Annotated in this window: 6 protein-coding genes; all 6 read right to left on the minus strand. The window is 41.5% G+C overall.

Annotated elements, in window-relative coordinates:
* Window positions 1–161: 161 nt before the first annotated feature.
* Window positions 162–8504, minus strand: coding sequence for an SIALI-17 repeat-containing surface protein (locus D8803_RS04330; protein WP_131200358.1), 8343 nt, complete (start codon window positions 8502–8504; stop codon window positions 162–164).
* 172 nt (window positions 8505–8676) lie between these two features.
* A complete protein-coding gene (locus D8803_RS04335) occupies window positions 8677–15117 on the minus strand; it encodes a SpGH101 family endo-alpha-N-acetylgalactosaminidase (protein ID WP_131200359.1) in 6441 nt (2146 codons plus the stop codon).
* Between the two features lie 283 nt (window positions 15118–15400).
* Window positions 15401–17383 (minus strand): peptide ABC transporter substrate-binding protein, encoded by a 1983-nt coding sequence (locus D8803_RS04340; protein ID WP_131200360.1) that lies wholly within the window; start codon window positions 17381–17383, stop codon window positions 15401–15403.
* 164 nt (window positions 17384–17547) lie between these two features.
* Window positions 17548–18576 carry an acyltransferase family protein gene (locus tag D8803_RS04345; protein ID WP_131200361.1) on the minus strand — a complete coding sequence of 343 codons (1029 nt, stop codon included), beginning with the start codon at window positions 18574–18576 and terminating at the stop codon, window positions 17548–17550.
* Window positions 18563–19672 carry a UDP-galactopyranose mutase gene (gene glf / locus D8803_RS04350; RefSeq protein ID WP_131200362.1) on the minus strand — a complete coding sequence of 370 codons (1110 nt, stop codon included), beginning with the start codon at window positions 19670–19672 and terminating at the stop codon, window positions 18563–18565. Before glf ends, D8803_RS04345 begins: the two co-directional genes overlap by 14 nt.
* Window positions 19673–19686: 14 nt before the next feature.
* The gene (locus D8803_RS04355) at window positions 19687–20685 is read right to left on the minus strand and encodes an acyltransferase (protein ID WP_131200363.1); all 999 of its coding nucleotides are present in this window, start codon (window positions 20683–20685) and stop codon (window positions 19687–19689) included.
* Window position 20686 lies beyond the last annotated feature (1 nt).

Raw genomic sequence — 20686 nt, forward strand, 5'->3', positions numbered from 1 at the left:
GAATTTTACTTCTCAGGATTTTTATTCTTTATAGCTCAATAGTTTATTCCAACAGCACCATAACTCTTTTGATAGTTTCTCTAACTATTATAGAGGTTATGGAGCTGTCTTTTCACTTTCTCTTGATGCTAAAATTTGTCAAAAGCAAAGGTAATCAGAAGCTATTCCTTTTTCCCTTTCGCGATAAAGAGAGCAGATAGGGCTAGACTTACGCCTGCTAGGAAGAGAGCCGTGTCAGATTTGCTTTCACCTGTTGCCGGAAGCTCCTTCTGATCATCATGTTTAACTTCTGGAGTCTTAGTATCAGCGAGTGGACTTAAGTTCAATTTGTACTCTGGTTTTTCAACTGTCGGTGCTGGTTGGTCTCCTGCTGTACCAAGTGGACCTGTGTACTCTGGTACTTCATGTACTGCTGCTTCTACCGCGTTCACACCACCTGTAAACTCTAGTTTTTCAACTGTCGGTGCTGGTTGGTCTCCTGCTGTACCAAGTGGACCTGTGTACTCTGGTACTTCATGTACTGCTGCTTCTACCGCGTTCACACCACCTGTAAAGTCCAGTTTCTCGACCGTCAGTGCTGGTTGATCTCCTGCTGTACCAAGTGGACCTGTGTACTCTGGAAGCTCATGTACCAAGGCTTCAACTGCATTGACACCACCCTGGAACTCAGGTTTTTCTACTGTTGGAGCAGCTTGGTCACCCACTGTTGCTACTGGGCCTGTGTACTCTGGTACTTCATGTACCAAGGCCTCAGCTGCATTGACACCACCTGTGAATTCAGGAATCTCAAGAACGGGTGCTGGTTCATCACCCTTGCTTGATTGAACAGATTCTTCTGTCAATTCTTGATAGAAGCTCGCCAATTCATAAAACTCAGCCTTGCCACCTTCCCAGACTAATTTGACGTCTAGAAGAGAGCCACCATTTCGGATAGCAAAGGTTTGGAGACTAGATGTAATGGCACCGAGGTCTGTCCAACTGTCTTGACCATCCTTGAGTGTTCTAGCAAGAACACGTGCTTTCGCTCCTTCAGGAAGACTGGAAACGAGACGAAGGTGGTTGGCATTGGTTGGCTCAGATAAGTGATACACCAATTCGCCCTTGTCTTTTTCAGACTTGTAGCTGGTCAAGACTTTGCCGTCTACAAGGTTGTTGTAGAGATTACCTTGGCTTTCTCCACTATTTCCTTCTACTGTTGGATCATTGATTGGTTTGACAAATTCACCGTCATTGATGACCAATTCTGTAAAGCCTACAAACCGGGCATCATAGTCTGCCGTATAGAGGACACGGAGATAGTTAGCTTTGACTGGTGTCGTCAATTCTCCTTCGATGTAGCGATTTCCTGGCATCTTAGAATCATGTGTCCAACCATCTGTCAGAGAATCATCGTGTTGGCTATTGGCTACACCATCTCCTACTGTCACGACATCTGTCCAAGTTTTACCATCTTGGCTGACTTGGATCTTGCCATCACGAAGGTAGTTTTGAGTTCCGTCTTGGATGTAGGCTCTAATCTTCTTGATAGTGCGTTCGCTACCAAGTTTCAAGGTCACATGACCATCTTTATGGGCATAGTCTGAAAACTCAACGAAGTTGTTGTAAACACCGTCAAATAGTTGATCTAGGTTGTTCAGTTTACGAACATCATTGCTGCCGTATGTTGGATGAATGCCCATAGTTGTAGATTCTAGTTTGGTTGGTTGCACTTCTTTGGTTGTCACAAGGAGAGAAGTGGCTGTGACAGCTTGTTCCTGATCTGTTTTGTTGACCAGACGCACATAACGTACTAAGTGGGTTGCCACAGATCTGTCTGTCAACTGGCTGGCTGGTGTCCATTCTTGTGCATTTGCAGAGTACTCTAGAGTAAGAGCAGGGTTGGCTTGGCCTTTGAGCTGGATGCTCTTGATCTGATGGATACGGTCAAGCTTCATACCTAGATAGCTATGAGCAGGGAGTTTGGTTCCAGCTGGAATTTGAAGTTCGTAACTGCCTAAGCTATCCACTACTGGTGTTTCCTTCAAGGCGTCGACGTTGGTGTCTGTTAACTCACTGTTTCCAGAGCGTGTCTCAACAGAGAAGTCCTGAATACGCCACCAGAGGTCGAGGGCCTTGGTATTGCGTACTCGGATGTAACGAGCATTGATCGCTCTGGTCACTTCCTTGGTTTGTTCTCCTGATAGGCGATCCAACTCTTGCCATGCAGTTCCATCTGTAGAGTACTCAAGTACACCTGTGGCAAGCTTATCACCCGTTCCTTGGCGAAGTCGTACTTTAGTGACTGACTTGACTTCACCGAGGTCAAGTTGTGCCCAGGCATCTACTGGAGTCGTATTGCTACCGTCAGCATTTGCCATCATGGCTTCTGTATTGTCCTTGCCATCAGTGATTTGACGGGCTGAGGTATTTAGTTTGTAAACTAAGTTTGAGCTTAGACTAACTGTCGTTGCTTGTTGGCTACGAGCTTTTTCAACTGACCGGTTAACTGCAATTTCCTGAACTGCAAACCAAGTGTTCTCGCGATCTGCTGTCGCAATCATGCGAACTGCCTTGGCCTTGATATTGAGATTTTCAAACTTAAGAAGGGATTCATTTCCGACATAGCTTGGCTCTTTCAAGGTTACCCAGTTGTCATTTTCATCTTGATACTGTACTTCTGCCTTACTAAAGGTATCACGTGGATTTGCCTGCGTTCCCATTGCAAAGGTCAAGGTTTGAATCGCTACTGGTTTGTTGAACTTCATACCAATATAATCACCTGTCTTGATGCTATTTGGTGATTTAATAATCGCATGAGTTGCCAAATCGCCATCCGTTACTTCTGCCAAGCCACCCTCTACACCTGTTCGATTGGTGATAAAGGTACTGATGATTTGATCTGGATGCAAGACTTTTTGAACTTCAGACGCCAAAACTTCTTTCAAGGATAGGATAAATGGACGAATATGTTGAACACCCAATTCAGCTTTTTCCATATGGTCTACATAATGGAAGGTATGAGTTTGAGACTGTTCGTAGAACTTCAAGCCTTTATAGTAGCTATCCCAAAGTTTGGCTGCATCGTTGGTAGCCATGGCTTCAGTTCCTGTAAGGAAGGCATCGAGAGCATTCATTTGGTCGATTGCATTATCCAACCAATAGTGGATTTGGGCAACCATTTTTTTATCACCTGATGCTTTATAGAGCTCAGCTGCTTCTTTAATCTTGGCAAATTCTGCACGCAAGGCTATACGTTCAGCAGTCACATCCTGACCTGCTTTAAGCTTGGTCATGAAGTCTGTTAATTTTGGAGCCAAGTCTACAGATTCTTCTAGTTTGACGACACGATTATCCATGTTTTGGTTGATCATGTGCTTACCAAGTTCACGGAAGGCTGCCGATACCTTGCTATCTTCAAAATGACCATTTTCTACAAAGTTGAAGGCAATGTCATTGATTTTCTTAGCTTCTTCTTCTGATTTCCACTGTTTCCATGAGTATTGAGCTCCTGAAAAGAGGGCAATCTTAGATGGTTCAGACTGTTGCATTGGGTTCAACATGATACCAGACAGCAAACTTGGATCCACATTTGGATGAAGGAATTTCTCACCACCACCTAGAATCAAGTGTTGTTTAGAGTTATCTGTTACAGGCCAGTTAATCCAAAGTGAAACTGGGCGATAGGTTTTGCCACCTGCGGATAGATTGTTCTTGAGAGTTGATAGGAAGCTTTCAGAGACTTCACCCCAAATCTTACCACCCGTCAAGGTCATGGATGTTGAACTTGGGAGATTTTCATTGAGAGATTTCAACTCATCTTCACGTCCATTACCCCAATACTGTCCAGGAACAAAGATCATTTCTTTACGAAGACCGCTGTAAGTTCCCTGCATTTCAGTCAACCACTTGGTCATATCTTGCATCAAGCGGTTGTAGCTATTGTAGCCTCCAACTGGGCTTGGAGCATCATCTGCTAGGATACCAAATTCACGGACACCCACTTTCATCAACTGGGTAAATTTAGCCTTGATGGTTGCCAAATCTTCTTGGTAATGCGCTTCATTGCCAAAGCGGATGCGGTTGTTCATGAATGGATGGATGGTCCAGACATAGCGGGTTTTACTTTGATTTCCGACACGAGCAAGTTCACGGATTTCAGCTAGTTTTTCTTCTGGATAGAGTTCACGCCATTTCTTGTTGTGGTATGGATCATCTTTTGGTGCAAAGAAGTATTGGTTCAATTTCAAATCGCCACCGTAACGCATGAGCTCTGCACGATCGGCATTCGACCATGGATTTCCATAGTAACCTTCGATAAAGCCACGGTTCTTGAGCTCTGCGTAATCTTCTACTGTCACATTGCGAAGGACTGGCACTTGGCTTTCCTTAAGCATGTGTTTCAAGGTTGTCAAACCATAGAAGACTGCATCCGTGTCTTTTCCGACGATAGAAATTGAGTTATCCTTGATGGTCAAGGCATAGGCATCAATCTTGTCAAAGAGACCTGCTGAAACATTGGACAAGTTTTGCTCTGCTTGTGAACCTTGTCCATGCACTCCAAGATAGATATTGGTTGCGCCAGCGATTGCTGTCTTACCAGTTGTATAAGATACTTGATTATCCTGCAAGACACTCTTCAAGCGATTGCGAGTATAGATGTCGAGTTGATCCCCCATAACCAGATTGACTTGCTTACGAAGGGCTGTAACACCTTCGCCATAGGTCACTTTTTGTGGAGTTGGGAAGACCTTGTACTCTTTCTTGAGATAGTCTGCGCTCTTGCTAGCAGCTGCAATGCTGTCTTCGCTAGCTGGTTTACTTGCTGTGAATTGATCTGCCAATTCAACTGTTCCATCACCTGTTTGCTCTACTTTTGGTTTTTCAGGTGTAGTTGGTTTTTCTGGTTGACTCGGTGCAGGCGTTTCTTGCTCTTCTTTGACAGGTTTCAATAGATGAACTTCAGCTGCACTTGCAAAACCACCAACGCCTTCCAATACTTTCAACTCAATCTTGTTGGTATCTACCGCCGCAAAGTTGACTGTTTTTTCTTGGGCGTTGTTGTCCCAGCTTCCTTCTGAAACCTTGACCATTTGGCCATCTTTTTGTGCGTAGATTTCGTAGCGCGTCACGACACCATTTCCACCACCTGGACGTGGAAGATAAGTCAAGCCATTGACTTTTTCTGCTTCTTTCAAGGTCATAGTAAGAGTGTATGGCGCAGTGTCACCAGTCCACTTAGTATGCCAGAAGGTATTTGGATCATTGTCAAAGGCCTTTTCAACAGCGCCTTCAGTCGCGTTCCCTGGAAGTTGCTGACTGCTTGCGGTTGCAGTAATCTTATCATTTGCAATCAAACGAGGATTTACAAATGGTTTATCTGACAACTCTGCACTATGCAAGATTCCTTTGAAACCACCGATGCTTTCAAGCGGTAGTACCAAGCTATTGTGGGCAAAGCGAGGGTGAGCTGGATTTGTGATACGCTCAATCTTTTCACCATCTACATAGACTTCGGTTGACTGTGGTTTGGTTACGATGGAGATTTGATAACGTTTGTTCTTTTCAAGTTTTTTATTGAATTGAATATGGAACTGTTCAAATTGATAAGCAAGGTAGCCATCTTTATCAGCTAGATAGATACGGTTGTCCCCACTTGTTGAGAAGGTTTGTTCACCGTCTCCAGTGACAGTTACATCAAACTTCAAGACATGACTTGGACCAACATCACCTGCCAAGCCTTCGATACTGCTGTCTTTCTCAAAAGCCAATCCCTGCTCGCTTGTCTTCACTTTCTTGCTCGCATAGTTCTTGACTGTTTCAGGATTGATGGTAAACAAGTCGCTTTGATCAATCTCTTTATCAGGATTTGACTGTGGCGCATAAGGGCTCGTTGGTAGGGTGCGTTCTGCAAAGGTCGCAGCTGCACGGTCAGATCCCCAAGTGCGCTCTGCAGTGGTTTGCATGCTCTTGAAGAAGCGTTTGAAGATGTCATAAGAGGTCAAACCTGTCTCATGAAGGTCGATATTGTCATTCCAAACTGCGTGCCCACCACCAAGGATACTTGGATGAGAAGCTGGTAGAAGTGGACCGCCACCTGTTCTAAAATCATTCGGTGTCCAGCTATTGTACTGACGTTCGTAGTTTGCATAGTCCCCGTAGGCTGCTTGACTATTGCTTCCACTTGGCACACTATAGGTCGGTACATCCGTGATGTTGATAATCTTAGCTCCCTGAGCAATGGCTTCATTTGGTCGTTGCCAGCTAATACTCCAGATATCAACTTCTACTCCGTTCCAATCAACAGGAGTGTTCCCACGTTTCGCACTGAGTGAGCCCCAGATTCGAGGGGTATAGCCTTTTCCTTTAATGTATTTGATAAGGTCATTGACATAGCGACGATAGCTTTCTCTGCTGCCATAGTATTCATCCGTTCCGATATGAACAGTGGACACGCCATGAAGCGGTGCATCTGGACCATCGAGGAGTTTGTCATAAACTGATTTGACAAATTTAAGAGTTTCTTCGTACTTGTTATCCAAGTCTAGCATGGCTACGCGCTCAACATTGTGCTTGCCTGCATAATCGCTCAAACTACCTTGATACATGAGGTCTGGGCGAACTTTGACAAATGATAGTGCATGACCTGGTGTGTCAATTTCTGGCACTAGGTTGATATGCAAGGCCTTGGCAAGTTTAATCAGATTTTGCATTTCTTCCTTGGTATAATGCTCATCTGATGTCAATTTTTGGCCATTCTTACCGACAATGTCTGTCTCCACACGGAAACCAGTCTTGGCATGTTCAAGGACATACTTGAGTTCTTCCTCTTTAGAAAGATTCTTTCCTGCCAAGTGTTCCTTGAGAAAGATATAGTTATCATTAAGGTGCAACTGCAAGTCGTTCATCTTGTAGTAAGCCATGTTGAGCATGATGTCTACAAGGGTGTCGTAAGGGATAAATTTACGACCTGTATCTAGCATAAAGCCACGGTGGCTGAAACTTGGGAAATCACGAATTTCGCCATTTTGTAGGTCTGTTTCTCCCATTTGAAGAAGAGTCCGAGTGGCGTAAAAGGCTCCTGTGTTTGTGGCAGCTTCGATGGTAATCACATTATTTTGGATAGTGATGCCATACCCTTCCTTACCGTAACCCTTGTTTTCAACCTTTTTAAATTCGATTCGTTTTTGAGCTTGCTTGTCACCTGTTGCTAGTTCCAATCCACGGCTGGCAAGGTCTGACTGGTAGAAGGTTGCTGCCTGATCAAAGCCTGAATTTCCTGTCGCAAGAACTGTATCTGAAGTGATAGAAGATTGGCCTTCTTTCCCATACCATTGTTGAACAGCTGGTGCTACTTTTGGTTTGACACCCACACCTTCGTCCTGATGTAGGCCCTTGATGACTACTTCAAATTCCTTAGTGAAAGTATGACTGTCTCTGATTTGTTGGACCATGACCTTGACGCGTTGATCTGTCAAAGGCTTATAGATGTGATTTTGAAGGTCAATCACACCTTGCTTGTTGCTTCCGATAAGGCTAACTTTCCCTGGTAAAGTTGGTAAGACAAGAGACTGTCCGTCTTCTGCTACTGTTAGTTCGGTTACTTGGCGGATGTCCGTTACCTTACTATGGTCCGGAACGTTAGAATAAGCTCGAATTTCTTGGATTCCAACGTTTCTCCAGTTCATTGTTCCCGCTTGGTAATCATTGACCTCCAATTTGAGATACTTAGCTTTGATACTTTCAGCTAGATCTACTTTCTCATCTAAAACAGGTTCTCCTGTTTTGGTATGAGCGAGTTTCCATTGTTTTTCTCCATTAGCCCCCACATCTTCCTGACCTGCGTAGTAGAGACTCCAAGATTTGATATTTGGGTCATTTTGCCCATTACGAAGACGACGATCCCAGTCAATTTCCACATGCTTGATAAGGGTAGTTTTTGGAAGAGTTAATTCAAAAGTTGGTTTTACTGCATCTCTATCTGTAGCCCAACGGGTATTGTCATCTCCATCGATAGCCTTATCTGCAGTAAAGTTGGTCCCAGTCTCATGGTTGCTTGCCTGAGCAGTAGCACCCTCGAGATGGTTGACATCTTCTCTATCTTCGATTGTCTTTTCAGCTGGTTTTACTGCTGGTGTAGTGGTTTCCGCAGGTTGTTTGTCTGCCTTTGGTGTTTCAACCGGTTTCGGCGTTTCTGTTGGCTTGGGAGTTGCAGGATTTGTCTCTGGTTTTGCCTCTTCACTTGCTGCAGGATTGGTTCCCTCATCAGTCGATGGAGTTTCTTCATGACTTGCTTCTGTTGCAGCTTCTGCATCTGCTTTTTCAAGCGCAGCGGCTAAATCATCTGGTAGCTTATCCAGGGCTTGAACATGAGTGATACTTCCCTCTGTCTCTGAAGGCGCTGCTGTTTCTGCTGCCTGAACCATATTGGCTCCAAAGATACTAGCACCAATCATAACTGAGGCTGCACCAATTGCAAATTTGCGGATACTATAATGACAGCGTTTCTCAAAAAAGTGTTTGTCCATATTTCTCCTATTTCCTTTCATCCGCCTACGCTAGTAAGCGTTATCATTTCTCCTTTTAAAAAGGAGAGAACCAAGAGGTCCTCTCCAGGTGTTTGATTCATTTTCCGACTCTGACTCCCCTAGAAGTCCAAGTCACTTATCCAAACAATGTAGTTGTGGAATAAATAAATATCTATTCTTTTTTACTGTTAATAGCAAAGAGGGCGGCTGACAATGCTAGGCTGATTCCTGCTAGGAAGAGGGCTGTATCAGACTGGGCTTCTCCTGTTTCTGGGAGTGTCTTCTTGCTTTCTTCATTTTTCAGAGTATCTTTGATTTCTGATGTCTTTGTATCAGCTAGCGGAGCTGGTGTCAACTTATACTCTGGTTTCTCAACAGTTGGTGCTGGTTCATCACCTGCTGTACCTAGCGGGCCTGTGTACTCTGGTTTTTCATGTACAGCTGGCTCAACTCCATTGACGCCACCGGTGTATTCTGGAACTTCACTTACCAAAGCTTCAACCGCATTAACGCCGCCCTTGAACTCAGGGACTTTATGAGCAGCTGCTTCTGCCGCATTAACACCGCCTTTGAACTCTGGTACTTCATGTACAGCTGCTTCTGCTGCATTGACTCCTCCCTTGAACTCTGGTAGGTCATGAGCAGCTGCTTCTGCCGCATTAACACCGCCTTTGAATTCTGGTACTTCAAGAACTGGTGGTTGCTCTTCACCCTTACTGCTTGTCGGAGCATCAGGTTTCGGAGCGGAATCTTTTAATTGATTGAGATAATCTGCAAAGTATTTCACCATTCTTTCCGTCAAGAGATGGTTATCCGTCGCATATTTCATGCTTGCCTGAACACTAGCTACTTCCTCTTGATTTTCTTTATCTGTCAATTTTTGAGCCTTAGCTAAAGCTGCTTCATATCCTGACAAGTCAAGCGGTGTTTCTGCTACCTGCGGACGAGTAAAGATAAGTTCCGCTGCAGATTGGTATTTATCTCCACCGTCTCCGTATGTTTTGGTACCCGTAAGGACAATTTTCTTAGCCTTGATTGTCTTGCCAAAGTTAATGTCTTTGGGCTTATTATTATCAGGCCAGTCCGTCGCAGTGAAAGTGTGCTCCTTGCCAGACTCATCTGTGACAACCAGTTTTACATCACGCAAGTTACCATTTGAACCTGAACCACGTGGAACATAGCGAAGTCCTGTGATTTCAGTTGGCTCTTTCAAGACCATGATTGCAGGCTTGCCTACATCTCCACCATTCCAAGATGTATGCCATAGACTAGACACATTGCCATCAAAGGCATTCTCAAGACCTTCACCTGGTTGAGCTGGCGCATCCAAACTTTCAAAGTCTTCTGCTACCAAGGCTGTTTTCTTCTGAACCAAAGCATTCTTCAAGGCTTCAATCTTGGCAATCTCTGCACGCGCTTCTTCCACGCTAATGTCATCATCTGCCTGACTGAGGTTAAAGACCGCCTCTTTCAAAGCATCCATAGACTCTTTCGTATAGTTGGTCATGGCAACCGTTGGCAAGTAGTTCTTCAGAGCATTTTCTGTCAACATCTTACCTGTTAGCGTAATTTCTTCGATTTGAAGATTATCCATCATGAAGTCGTTATAACCTCGGAAGTTGGCATTTCCACCAGAATCACCACGAGTATTGCTTGCGTTTCCAGTTGAGTAGATACCTACCCAAGTATCGCCTGTTTCTGCACCTGTCACGAGGAAGGTTGCCTTCTTGGCTTTCTTAGAATCCGTCCAAGTATTTGGCAATTCATGCATTTCCAAGTTGCTTGCTTGACTACCACGACGACCTGACTGGAATTCTCCCTTACCGACGACAAAGGCATAGGTATTGTCTGAGCCTGCTTCGTATTCAAAGGTTACACGGTAGGTCTTACCAGCTTCAAATCGGAAGTTTTGTGGGATGGTTTGGTAAACCAAGTTACGACGGCTAACTAGTCCATTGGTCTTGAGTGACCAATTTCCATCGATAACATCATCAACTTTCTTACCGTTCCAACCACGTTGTGTATATGGATCATGCTTTTCAGACAAGTGAGTGCGGTTGTCTTCAACACCTTCGACACCACCCACTACGAATGGGAAGATCCCCTGAGCTACATTTTCAAAGTCTTGTTTGAAGGTGTCTTTACCTGTATCATGGTTTTCTCCGTACATGCTTGAATTATTTTCAAAGGTACGAATTTCATCAAAGTAAGTTGCTTCATCACCAGCTTCACGACTCAAAGTAAGAGTAACATTTGAGACGTCCGATCCAGTTGTAAAGAAGGCATACATGTTTTGGAAGTAACTTGTATTGTCAACTGTAGCATTGTCACGTCGTGTATTGTGGGCGTAGGCCTTAACATAGTTGAGCGCGAGAGACTTATTGGTATAAGTAGTCACTTCTTTTTCACCAGTATTCACAGTGATACTTGCCTTAGCATTACTACGGTTATCGACACCTACATAAACAGCATACTTGGTATTTGGTTTCAAGCCAGTTAATTTCTGAGTGAGACTAACTTTTTCTTTGTTTCCTTGAATACGAAGCATATCATTTGCGCCTTGTGATTTGACAATTTCTGCCTTAGAAGCATCGCCTGAAATGGTCCAATGTTTCAAGGTACCGCTGTTAAATCCTTGGTCATAGATATGCATGCCTTCGCTCCATGACATTTCAGGATTGCTTTGTTTCGAACGATAGAGAACGTATGGTTGATTTGCGAGAAGATCTAGGGTAATCTTGCCGTCTTTCACAGTTAGTTCTTGCTCTTCTGTCTTCCCTTGGTCAGTTAGCTTGTAAAGGTAAACCTTGCTCTTGGCCCAATCGCTTGGAAGGGTCCAAGTTGTTGCACCGGCCTGCGTATTGAAGTAGTACATTTTTTCCTTATCAGTAGGAAGTTTCTTACCATTCGCATCCCAGTTCCAAGGAGTCAAATAAGCTGAACCATCTTGGATGACACGTCCGTTGAGCGTTACTGTACGTTCACGGTATAGTGGGCTATTGACATCATTTGACTTACGAGTTACAACTACTTTATTATTGTCAGCATCTACCAATTCCACTCGCATTTCTGGTGTCCATTTATAGGTGCTACCGTTGTCAGTCATGGTAACTGGTGTGCCATTTTCCCATTTACTTACAGTGAAGTGTTGGAAATACTTGGTCATGACATCATGAGCAAAGAGGTTAGTCACGTAGCCATTGTAGTCGCTCCGTCCTTGCCAGCCTTCAAAGTCTTTCATGCTGTAGCCACCTAGAAGTGGGTAGTCTGCAGCACCACCGTAACTTCTGTAGTCCCCTACCCAAGCATCTTTTTGGTGGTTACGGATAAAGCGCGTGATGGCACTGTTGATACCTTTGTTAGTGTAGCCACCATAGGTCAAGTCAGCTGCCCAGTGATGGAAGGTAGAGTCGTACTCACCACCATGGCCCCACTCAATCGCAAAGCGCCAGCCTTGTTTGTTGATCTCTTTAGCGAGAACGTGGGTAGCCCAGGCACCGTTATCACCTGATTGACCATTGCCCCATACGTCCACATAGATAAAGTCGAGACCATCACCAAGTTTTTTCTTCAAGTCTTCCCAGCGAGCCAAGCGTCCATGCGCCAAGTCATAAGCCGCATCAATGTTGATACCTTGGTCTAGCCAGTTCCAACCATAGCTATAGCTACCATCTGGATTCTTACGAAGAATTTTTTCATTGAAGTATTTAGACTCAGGATAGGTTTCAGAAGCGTTAACGTGGATACCTAGATGAGCTCCATATTTCTTAGCCTTCTCAATTAGGGTCTTGAAGTCTTCGACACCACCGATACGCTTACCAATATCAGCATAGTTCAAGTGACCAGAGTCGTGACCTTCACTACCATATCCTTTAAGGAGAACACCTTGCCCAAGACCATCTGTGTGGAGATTGATCTTCTTGATGCCATCCAAAGTCATAAGGAATGGGTTTTGTGCTTGTGAACCAAAGTTCATCGCGATACGATAAGCAGTGATATCCTTAACTTTTTCCCAACCTTGAGGGTTGTTCATGATACTACGGTAAGCAATAGCTCCATCTTGCCAATCCACTTTATTATCCGCATTGGCATCTTCAGTGATAACAACCTTAGCACTTGGAAGTTCCTTAGTATACTCTGGGAATACAATGCCCTTATAAGCTTTTTCCCATTGCCATTCAGAGCTATGAATTCCGACATAGTTGGCATTTCCGACTGTTTCTTTATAGGCTGTCAAACGAGTCCAGTCATAAGAACCTCCACCGTAGCTATTTTGAGAGTTGCTCCAGACACCTGCAGCAAGCTTATCTGTAGAAACAAATCCATACATGTAACCCTTGGCAAGATCCTTCATTGGATTGGTTACATCGATATGATCATCTCCGCTGACATGGGTATTATTTGACATGGTTGCCCCATCAAACTTAGCACCAGCTTGGTCACTTGAAACAGATACTAAAGCATTGCCAAGGAAACTAATAGAAGAAAGTAGTTTTCTTTCGTCATCAATCTTTTGACCTGGAGTAACTTGATTATGGTTGACAATCTTGGTCACATCAAAGTGCAATTGATTGTCCACAACTTGCAGACGAACCGTCATTTCTGCATTGATAAGATTAGCATCATCGCGAAGCTTCATCAAGTACTCTGCAGTTGTCTCATTGATTTTTTTGTAGGTAACTTCAGGTGTGACTTCATGTTTGTTGATAAAGACTTTATTGAATTGTTGGACTTGTCCTGGCAAGGTATGCCCGTTCAAGCTGTATTCTTTAATACGTGGGAAGGCTTGGTCAATCACTGCTTTGAGGACCTTAGACTGAATAGTGTCATAAGTTACCTTGCTATCATCAACTTCAGGACCTGTTTCTTTTTCAGCAGGGGTATCCTCTGTTTTTACCCCCTCTTGGTTATCCGTTTTAACGCTAACAACTGTTCGCTCATCGCCATAGGAGCCTGCCTTGAGAAGAATCTTCTTCTCATTTTTAAGATGGTCATTGACCGCAGCTGGTAGAGTAACTGTGTCAAAGAGATTGACATCGTTATTGCTGGCATTTAGCTGACCGTCTGACTTGAGAGTGATAGAGAGACGGTTTGTTGATCCTGTTTCAGGGGCAGCAACACGACTACCTCTATACCAAGTGCTAGTTGTTGGAGATTTATACTCCCAGAACCAACCATCCTTGTCATAACCGACAAAAATATTATTATTGGTATCTTTAAATTTCAGGAAGACACCAAAGCGTGATTTGCCCTTTTCAGAATCTTCTTTGAAAGTTAAATCAACAGTTGCATTTCCATTGGCATCAACGGTCAAGCCCTTCTTTTCAAACAGGGCTGGTTTGCCTGCGTTATCATTTTGAGCAGTTGAGGATAGTTGGTTGTAGCGGACACCTTTTTCTTCTCGGATAGTGACTGTTCCCTGTTGTTCTTTTTTCTCTACTGTTTGCCATTCAGCTGTCACTTTTTCAGGTGTTTCAGGTTTAGCAGCTGGTTTGTCCTCTTTTGGTTTGTCTTCAGCCGGTTTTTCTTTCTCTTCCAAGTCTGCTGGTTTGATACTTGAAATTCCCTTCATGTGATCTTGGATCCATTTCAATTGAGCAGGTGAGAAGAGAATACCACCACTACGTTGGCCAACAACTCCATTTTGATGAACACCGACGAGTTTTCCTTCTGTATCAAAGATACCACCACCACTAGCACCTGGATGGCTACCTTGATAACCGATCCCTTTTACGCCCTCACCGTAGGATTCGACTAATTCAACAGTTGTATTGAGGACTGGTGATAATTTTCCAGTTGGATAACCAAAGACATGAAGTTTATCTCCGATTTTCTTAACTACTGGCTTTTTGGTTACTTCAACAGGCGTATTTTCGAGAACTGTTCGCAATCGAACAAGAGCCAAATCATTCTTGTAGCCTTTTAGGAAACCTTCACGATCCCAGTGAATAATGTCTTTTTTACTAAATTTAACATCTGGTAGTCCTGGATAGGAAATACTGTAGATATCCCCTTCACCATTATCATTGTCAACGACCTTGCGATTATTCCCATCTGGAACATCTTTTATAAAGTTATGTGAAACAGTTAAAACAAGATTTTCGCCAATGACAATCCCACTACCTTCACCTGATGGTGTCTTGATTTTGACAGTTGCTCCGTAGTTTAATTCACCATTCTTTGTTTTAGCTACATCTTCTGGAACGAGATTCCCAGTATCTTTAGCTAATTGATCCTTGTCAACTTCTTTCCCTTTATCTTCAGCCTTGTCTAATTTGCCCTCTAAGCCTTCTGGTAACTTATCTGAACTAGCTGATTTTTCTTTTTCAAGTGCTAATAGTTCTTCTTCTGTCTTAGGTCCATCCGTAACTTCTGGAGAGCCTTGCTCTTCTCCTGCCTTAGGCGCTTCAAAATCACGCCCATCATTCTCTTTTGCTGTTGCAAGAGCAGTAGCTAAATCCGCTGGTAAATTCGCCGTGGAGCCAGACTGCACGCTATCTGCAAGAACTGTACTTGTCCCAAAGAATGCAGCCCCAATCATAACAGAAGCAACACCTAATGAAAATTTCCGAATACTATATTTACAACGTTTTTCAAATGATCCTTTGTTCATAAACTCCTAAATCCTTTCATTTTTGAGTAAGCGTTTACATTTCCTTTTTAAAAAATACTCCTTCCTCTGAAAGTGCAATGCTTAACCCCGATAAACAAAAAATAATTATACTTTTAATATAACAAATAATAACTAAGAAAGCAATAGGAAACAAGTAAAATTAACAAAAATTTTCTCTATTCTGACAAAAAGAGGCTCCAAATTTAGAATCTTTCTTTACAAATGTAAAAAAGGATTCAGCATTCAAGAGAAATACTAAATCCTTTCTTATATTCTGCAACAGTTATTTCACATGTTTTGCGAGATCTTCTTGAGCCTTTTTATTCGACTCTTCTTTTTCTTTCATCCATTTTTCTTGGGCTTTTTGGTATTCTTCTGTTGTTACTGGCTTATCTTGTACTTCTAGATATTTGTACAAAAGGGCTTCGCTCATACCTTTGTTACCTGAGTAAGCAAACGGAAGAGTAAATGGTACCATCTTAGACAACATTGGACGACCAGTTTGAGAAGTTGTTGGGATGATCAAGGCACTATCTGTCAACCAAGCTTGGGCAGCAGCATATTTTTCATAACGTTTTGAAACGTCAGTAGTTTCTTCCCCAGCTTCCACAACCATTTTTTCGTAGTCTTCCAAACCAACTTGCTTGGCAGCAGCGTTGTTGGTTCCAGAGTCAAATCCTAGGTAAGTCTTCGTATTTTCTCCGACAGATGGCTTGATGATGTCAAGGTAGGTAGATGGATCCGCAAAGTCTGGAGACCAACCAACGTTATCTGAGATATCCCAATCTTCACCAGCAGCTGTTTCAGCAAAGTAAGTGATGTTCAAGACATCGTCTTTTTGAAGTTGTTGGATATCCACAACTACATTATCTGTTCCCAAAGTTGCTTCAAGTGACTGTTTCAAAGATTGCACACGTTGAACTTTCGTTGTGTTTGTTTGGTCTACAGGCATATCCAAGTGGATTGGGAATTTCACACCTTCTGCTTGAAGAGCTGTCTTAGCCTTGGCGAATTCTGCTTTGGCTTTTTCTGGATTGTAAAGTCCATCTTGAGCATCATCCAAGTTCACGTTGCTCCACTCGTCACCGTATGTCACCAATTTTTCTTTGACCAACTCACCAAAGTTTTTACCATCTGCTTGAACAAATGTAGGTGGGACAAACAAGTTGCGAAGCAGTTTAGTCGCACCACTTGCACCGTTTACTTGAGAGGCATAGGCAGTTCTATCAAAACCAAAGGCAAGCGCTTGACGGAAATCTTTATTTAGAAGAGCTTTCTTGGTAGATGTTTTTTGTTCATCAGCTGTCTTAGAAGTATGTTGATAAGACTGACGGTCGATATTGATACCAACTAAGAAAGTTGTTGAGTCTTGTTGTGTGTAAACAATATTGTCTTTAAAGGCTTTTTCAGTCTCTGGGTAGCTCGCGCTTGTTGGAAAGAGACGTGCCATTGTAAAGCTGCCATCTTTGAAGGCTTCAGTTGGTTTGTTGGTATCTTGGCCATCCCAGTATGACAATTTCACCTTGCCAATGTGGACATTCTCTTTATCCCAATAGTTTGGATTCTTTTCAAACTCAACAGAAGATTTGGCTACGATTGATTTGAGCAAGAATGGTCCATTATAGAGAATACTACTAGGATCTGTCCCTTTGGCGAAGTCATCCCCTTTGGAGTTCAAGAACTCTTCATTTACTGGAGCCAAAACTCCCATCGTTGTCTTAGAATTCCAGAAGCTTTCTGGCTTGTTCAATGTGTACTGAACTGTATAATCATCAAGGGCCTTGATTCCTACTTGAGAGAAGTCTGTAATTTCTCCTTTAACATAGGCGTCCAATCCTTTGATTGATTCTTGAACTAAATAAAGACCATCAGATTTTTTATCAGCAGCATATTTAAGTCCTGTTACAAAGTCTTGAGCTTTGACTGCCGCGTATTCTTCACCTTCAGAAGTATACCATTTTGCATCCTTACGGATAGTATAAGTGTAAGTCAATCCATCCTTGGATACTGACCAATCCTCAGCCATAGACGGCACAAAGTTCCCGTAGCGATCATTTTCTAGCAGACCATCAACCACGTTGCTGGTGATATTTGCTGTAGCTGCTTTATTAGTTGTCAAATAGTTCAGGTTATCAGGATCCGTCTCATAAATGTATGAGAATGTCTTCTCACCTTTGGCGCTTGAACCTGATCCAGAGCATGCAGCTAAAGTAGTCGCTGCCAATAATGTCACGCCCGCAAGGGCAAATAGTTTTGAACTTTTCATCATTTTCTCCTTTAAAACTTTCTCTCCATTATAGACTCTTTTCAAAAAGATGTCAACAGAATTTTCAGAATTTTTGGGTTAGTTTGGTATATTCTGAAAAAACAAAAAAAGAGAAGACAGTGATTGTCTTCTCCAGATGTTAGCTGACAAAGAGCCAAAATAATTTATTTTAATTTAATATACTTCTGTGGTAATAAAACAATATTCAAAAATGGAATTTTTTTCAATATATAAGTTGCTAGTATGGATAAATACCAGCCTAAGACAATCCCAACAACAACGTGAAGAAAAACTGAGTTTATTCCCACTTTCAACATTAGAATCCGAATCATGCTACAAATTGGTGCATGAAGAATATAGATACCTAAACTATCTTTCCCGTATTTAGTGAAATATAGGAAAGTTTTAGGAAAATTTTTCTCCATTTTAGGAAAAATCACAAAAGCAACTAATACACAGACAATAAAAGCAATCCCCCACAAACCTGGGTTACTATAGCTTACATAATCCTTCTTAGACCCTACTTCATAAAACAAGAACCAAGCGAACATATAAATAAAATCAAATAGCACAAAGAAAAAAAGAATTTTTTTCAAATTAATTTTATCAAAGTGAATTTCACTCAATACACTGCCAAGAAAGAAACAAAGTCCCCAAACTAGCGTTCTTTGAATAATATAAATATCTGTTTGAACAAATAGGGTTAAACAATAAGCAAAAACACTTATCAAAAATAACATTCTACGATTTTTGACTAAAATAGACAATAATCCATAGATTATCAAAATCGACCAGAGTATATATAAATACCACGAAACCCCAAGAGGATCTTTATAGATATTTAGCAAATCAGATATGGTTGTAGGAACACGAACAGATGCCCCTGCAACTTTTTGAAGACCAAAGTGAATGATCGAATAGAAAATATATGGCAGACCCAAAACAATTGTCTTCTTTTTAGCATATTGCCAAAACTCCTTCAAATCTGATACAGGTCTGAAAAAGTATCCTGATAAGGCAAAAAATACGGGTATATGAAATATGTAGACTTGTGCTATCAACAATGATAGTATATTGTTTGCTGTGAGGAATTTTTCTGATTGATACAGTCCAAGCAACACATGTCCTACTAAGACTAAAAATATGGAAAAGCCTTTTCCAAAATCTATCCAATTGATTCTACTTTTTGTCATATCCAAACTCTTTCTCCACAACCTCAAGCGCTCGTTCAATCACCACATGCATATCGTAATACTTATAATCTGCTAAGCGTCCACAGAAGATAACCTTATCATTCTTTGAAGCCTCCTCTTGGTACTTAGCAAACATAGTATTATTTTTCTCATCGTTGATCGGATAGTAGGGTTCGTCCCCACGCTTCCAGTCGGCTGGATATTCACGCGTGATAACGGTCTTTGGCTGCGTGCCATACTCGAAATGCTTGTGTTCGATAATACGAGTATAGGGAATCTCACGCTCTGTATAGTTCACTACAGCATTCCCTTGATAATTTTCCTCGTCCAAGGTTTCATGCTCAAAACGGAGGCTACGGTATTCTAACTCTCCGTGCTTGTAGTCAAAATACTGGTCGATCATTCCTGTGAAGACAACTTTATTAGCAGATGCTTCCAACTCTTCACGATGAGCAAAGAAATCAACACCAAGCTCAACTTCAACGTCTTTAAGCATGTTTTCGATAATCACATTATAACCACCGATAGGAATTCCTTGGTAACGGTCGTTAAAATAGTTATTATCAAAGGTTAAACGAACCGGAAGGCGTTTTATGATAAATGGAGGAAGTTCTGTCGCTGAGCGTCCCCATTGCTTTTCAGTATAACCCTTGATCAACTTTTCATAGATATCTGGACCAATCAGCTTGATAGCTTGTTCTTCCAGATTTTCTGGCTCAACATCCTTCATATCAGCTGTCTGCTCAGCAATCTTATCCTTCACTTCCTGTGGAGTTTTTGTCCCCCACATAGCATAGAAGGTATTCATATTGAAAGGAAGGTTATAAAGACTTCCCTTATAGTTTGCGACAGGTGAGTTGATATAGTTGTTAAACTCAGCAAATTGATTGACGTAGTCCCAGACTTTTTTATTAGACGTATGGAATATATGGGCACCATATTTATGAACATTGATACCTTCTACATTTTCACAGTAGATATTTCCACCAATATGATCGCGTTTATCAATCACTTTTACTTTTTTTCCACGTTTTATAGCTTCGTGAGCAAAAATAGCTCCAGACAAACCAGCTCCGACGATAAGATAATCGTACATATTAAATCTCCTTTTTATAATTTAACGATTCGATTGAAATAAGGAATTTTCATTAACATTCCAACAATAATAAAACTAACACTTAAAGTAAATATAGCGAAAAGTAAATATGATCCTACGAAACTAAAACCAAATAGTTTTTCCCATACCTTCATAATATATGTGTGTATTATAAAAACTCCCATAGTTTGATTGGAAAGGGAAACAATACATCCGCTCCGTTTTTCATTCAAAGTAAGCGTGAGGATAGTTAGAAAAATTCCCAAACTTACAACTTTTACAAATAAAATATCATAAAAATATTCAGCAAAAAGATTATGATAAGTAGTCTTCGCTATGAAAAATAATATTACTGGTGAAATCAATAACAACAGTACCACAACTGCTTTCATCCATCTCTTAAACCTATTTTTGATAATATCCTTGTTAAATTGCGCTATAAAACCACCTAAAAGGTAGTAAAAAAACCAAGTCCATAATCTAAAGGTTTGTATAACATATGTTTGTGCTGGCATTTGAAATACAATATTTGCTAACTCAAAAATCAAACCAATAACTACCAATAAAGATAGACTGTATAAATAACTTCTTTTTGAATTTAGAAATTTTTTCAAAATCGGCAAACATATATAAATAAGCATTAAGGATCCGAAAAACCAAAACTGAAAGAAATAACCTTTTTGTATCAAAGAACCTACAATTTTTTTAATTAGGTTCTCTGTGAAGTCTCTTTTAAACAGCCAGACGATAAAGGTCCATGACGACACTGTTATTAGAATCCATTTTACTTTCTGCAGTATGTAAGAATAGGTAATCTCTCTCTTTCCCAACAATAAATAACCATTGACCATAAAAAATAGAGGGATAGAATAAGTTCCTAAGTAATATAAATATGTCAAAAGATTCCATGAACCTGTCTCTTTAAACCCATCCATCGTTGTATGAAGTAGAACAACTCCAACACATGCAAGTACTTTTAATAGATCTAAATTAATATTTCGATATTTGCGCATT

Source organism: Streptococcus oralis, from assembly GCF_003943385.1.
Taxonomy (GTDB): domain Bacteria; phylum Bacillota; class Bacilli; order Lactobacillales; family Streptococcaceae; genus Streptococcus; species Streptococcus oralis_CA.

Excerpts from the sequence above, each read along its gene's own strand:
- D8803_RS04330 (WP_131200358.1), bottom strand. The coding sequence starts at position 8,504 with ATGGACAAACACTTTTTTGAGAAACGCTGTCATTATAGTATCCGCAAA.
- D8803_RS04335 (WP_131200359.1), bottom strand. The coding sequence starts at position 15,117 with ATGAACAAAGGATCATTTGAAAAACGTTGTAAATATAGTATTCGGAAA.
- D8803_RS04340 (WP_131200360.1), bottom strand. The coding sequence starts at position 17,383 with ATGAAAAGTTCAAAACTATTTGCCCTTGCGGGCGTGACATTATTGGCA.
- D8803_RS04345 (WP_131200361.1), bottom strand. The coding sequence starts at position 18,576 with ATGACAAAAAGTAGAATCAATTGGATAGATTTTGGAAAAGGCTTTTCC.
- glf (WP_131200362.1), bottom strand. The coding sequence starts at position 19,672 with ATGTACGATTATCTTATCGTCGGAGCTGGTTTGTCTGGAGCTATTTTT.
- D8803_RS04355 (WP_131200363.1), bottom strand. The coding sequence starts at position 20,685 with ATGCGCAAATATCGAAATATTAATTTAGATCTATTAAAAGTACTTGCA.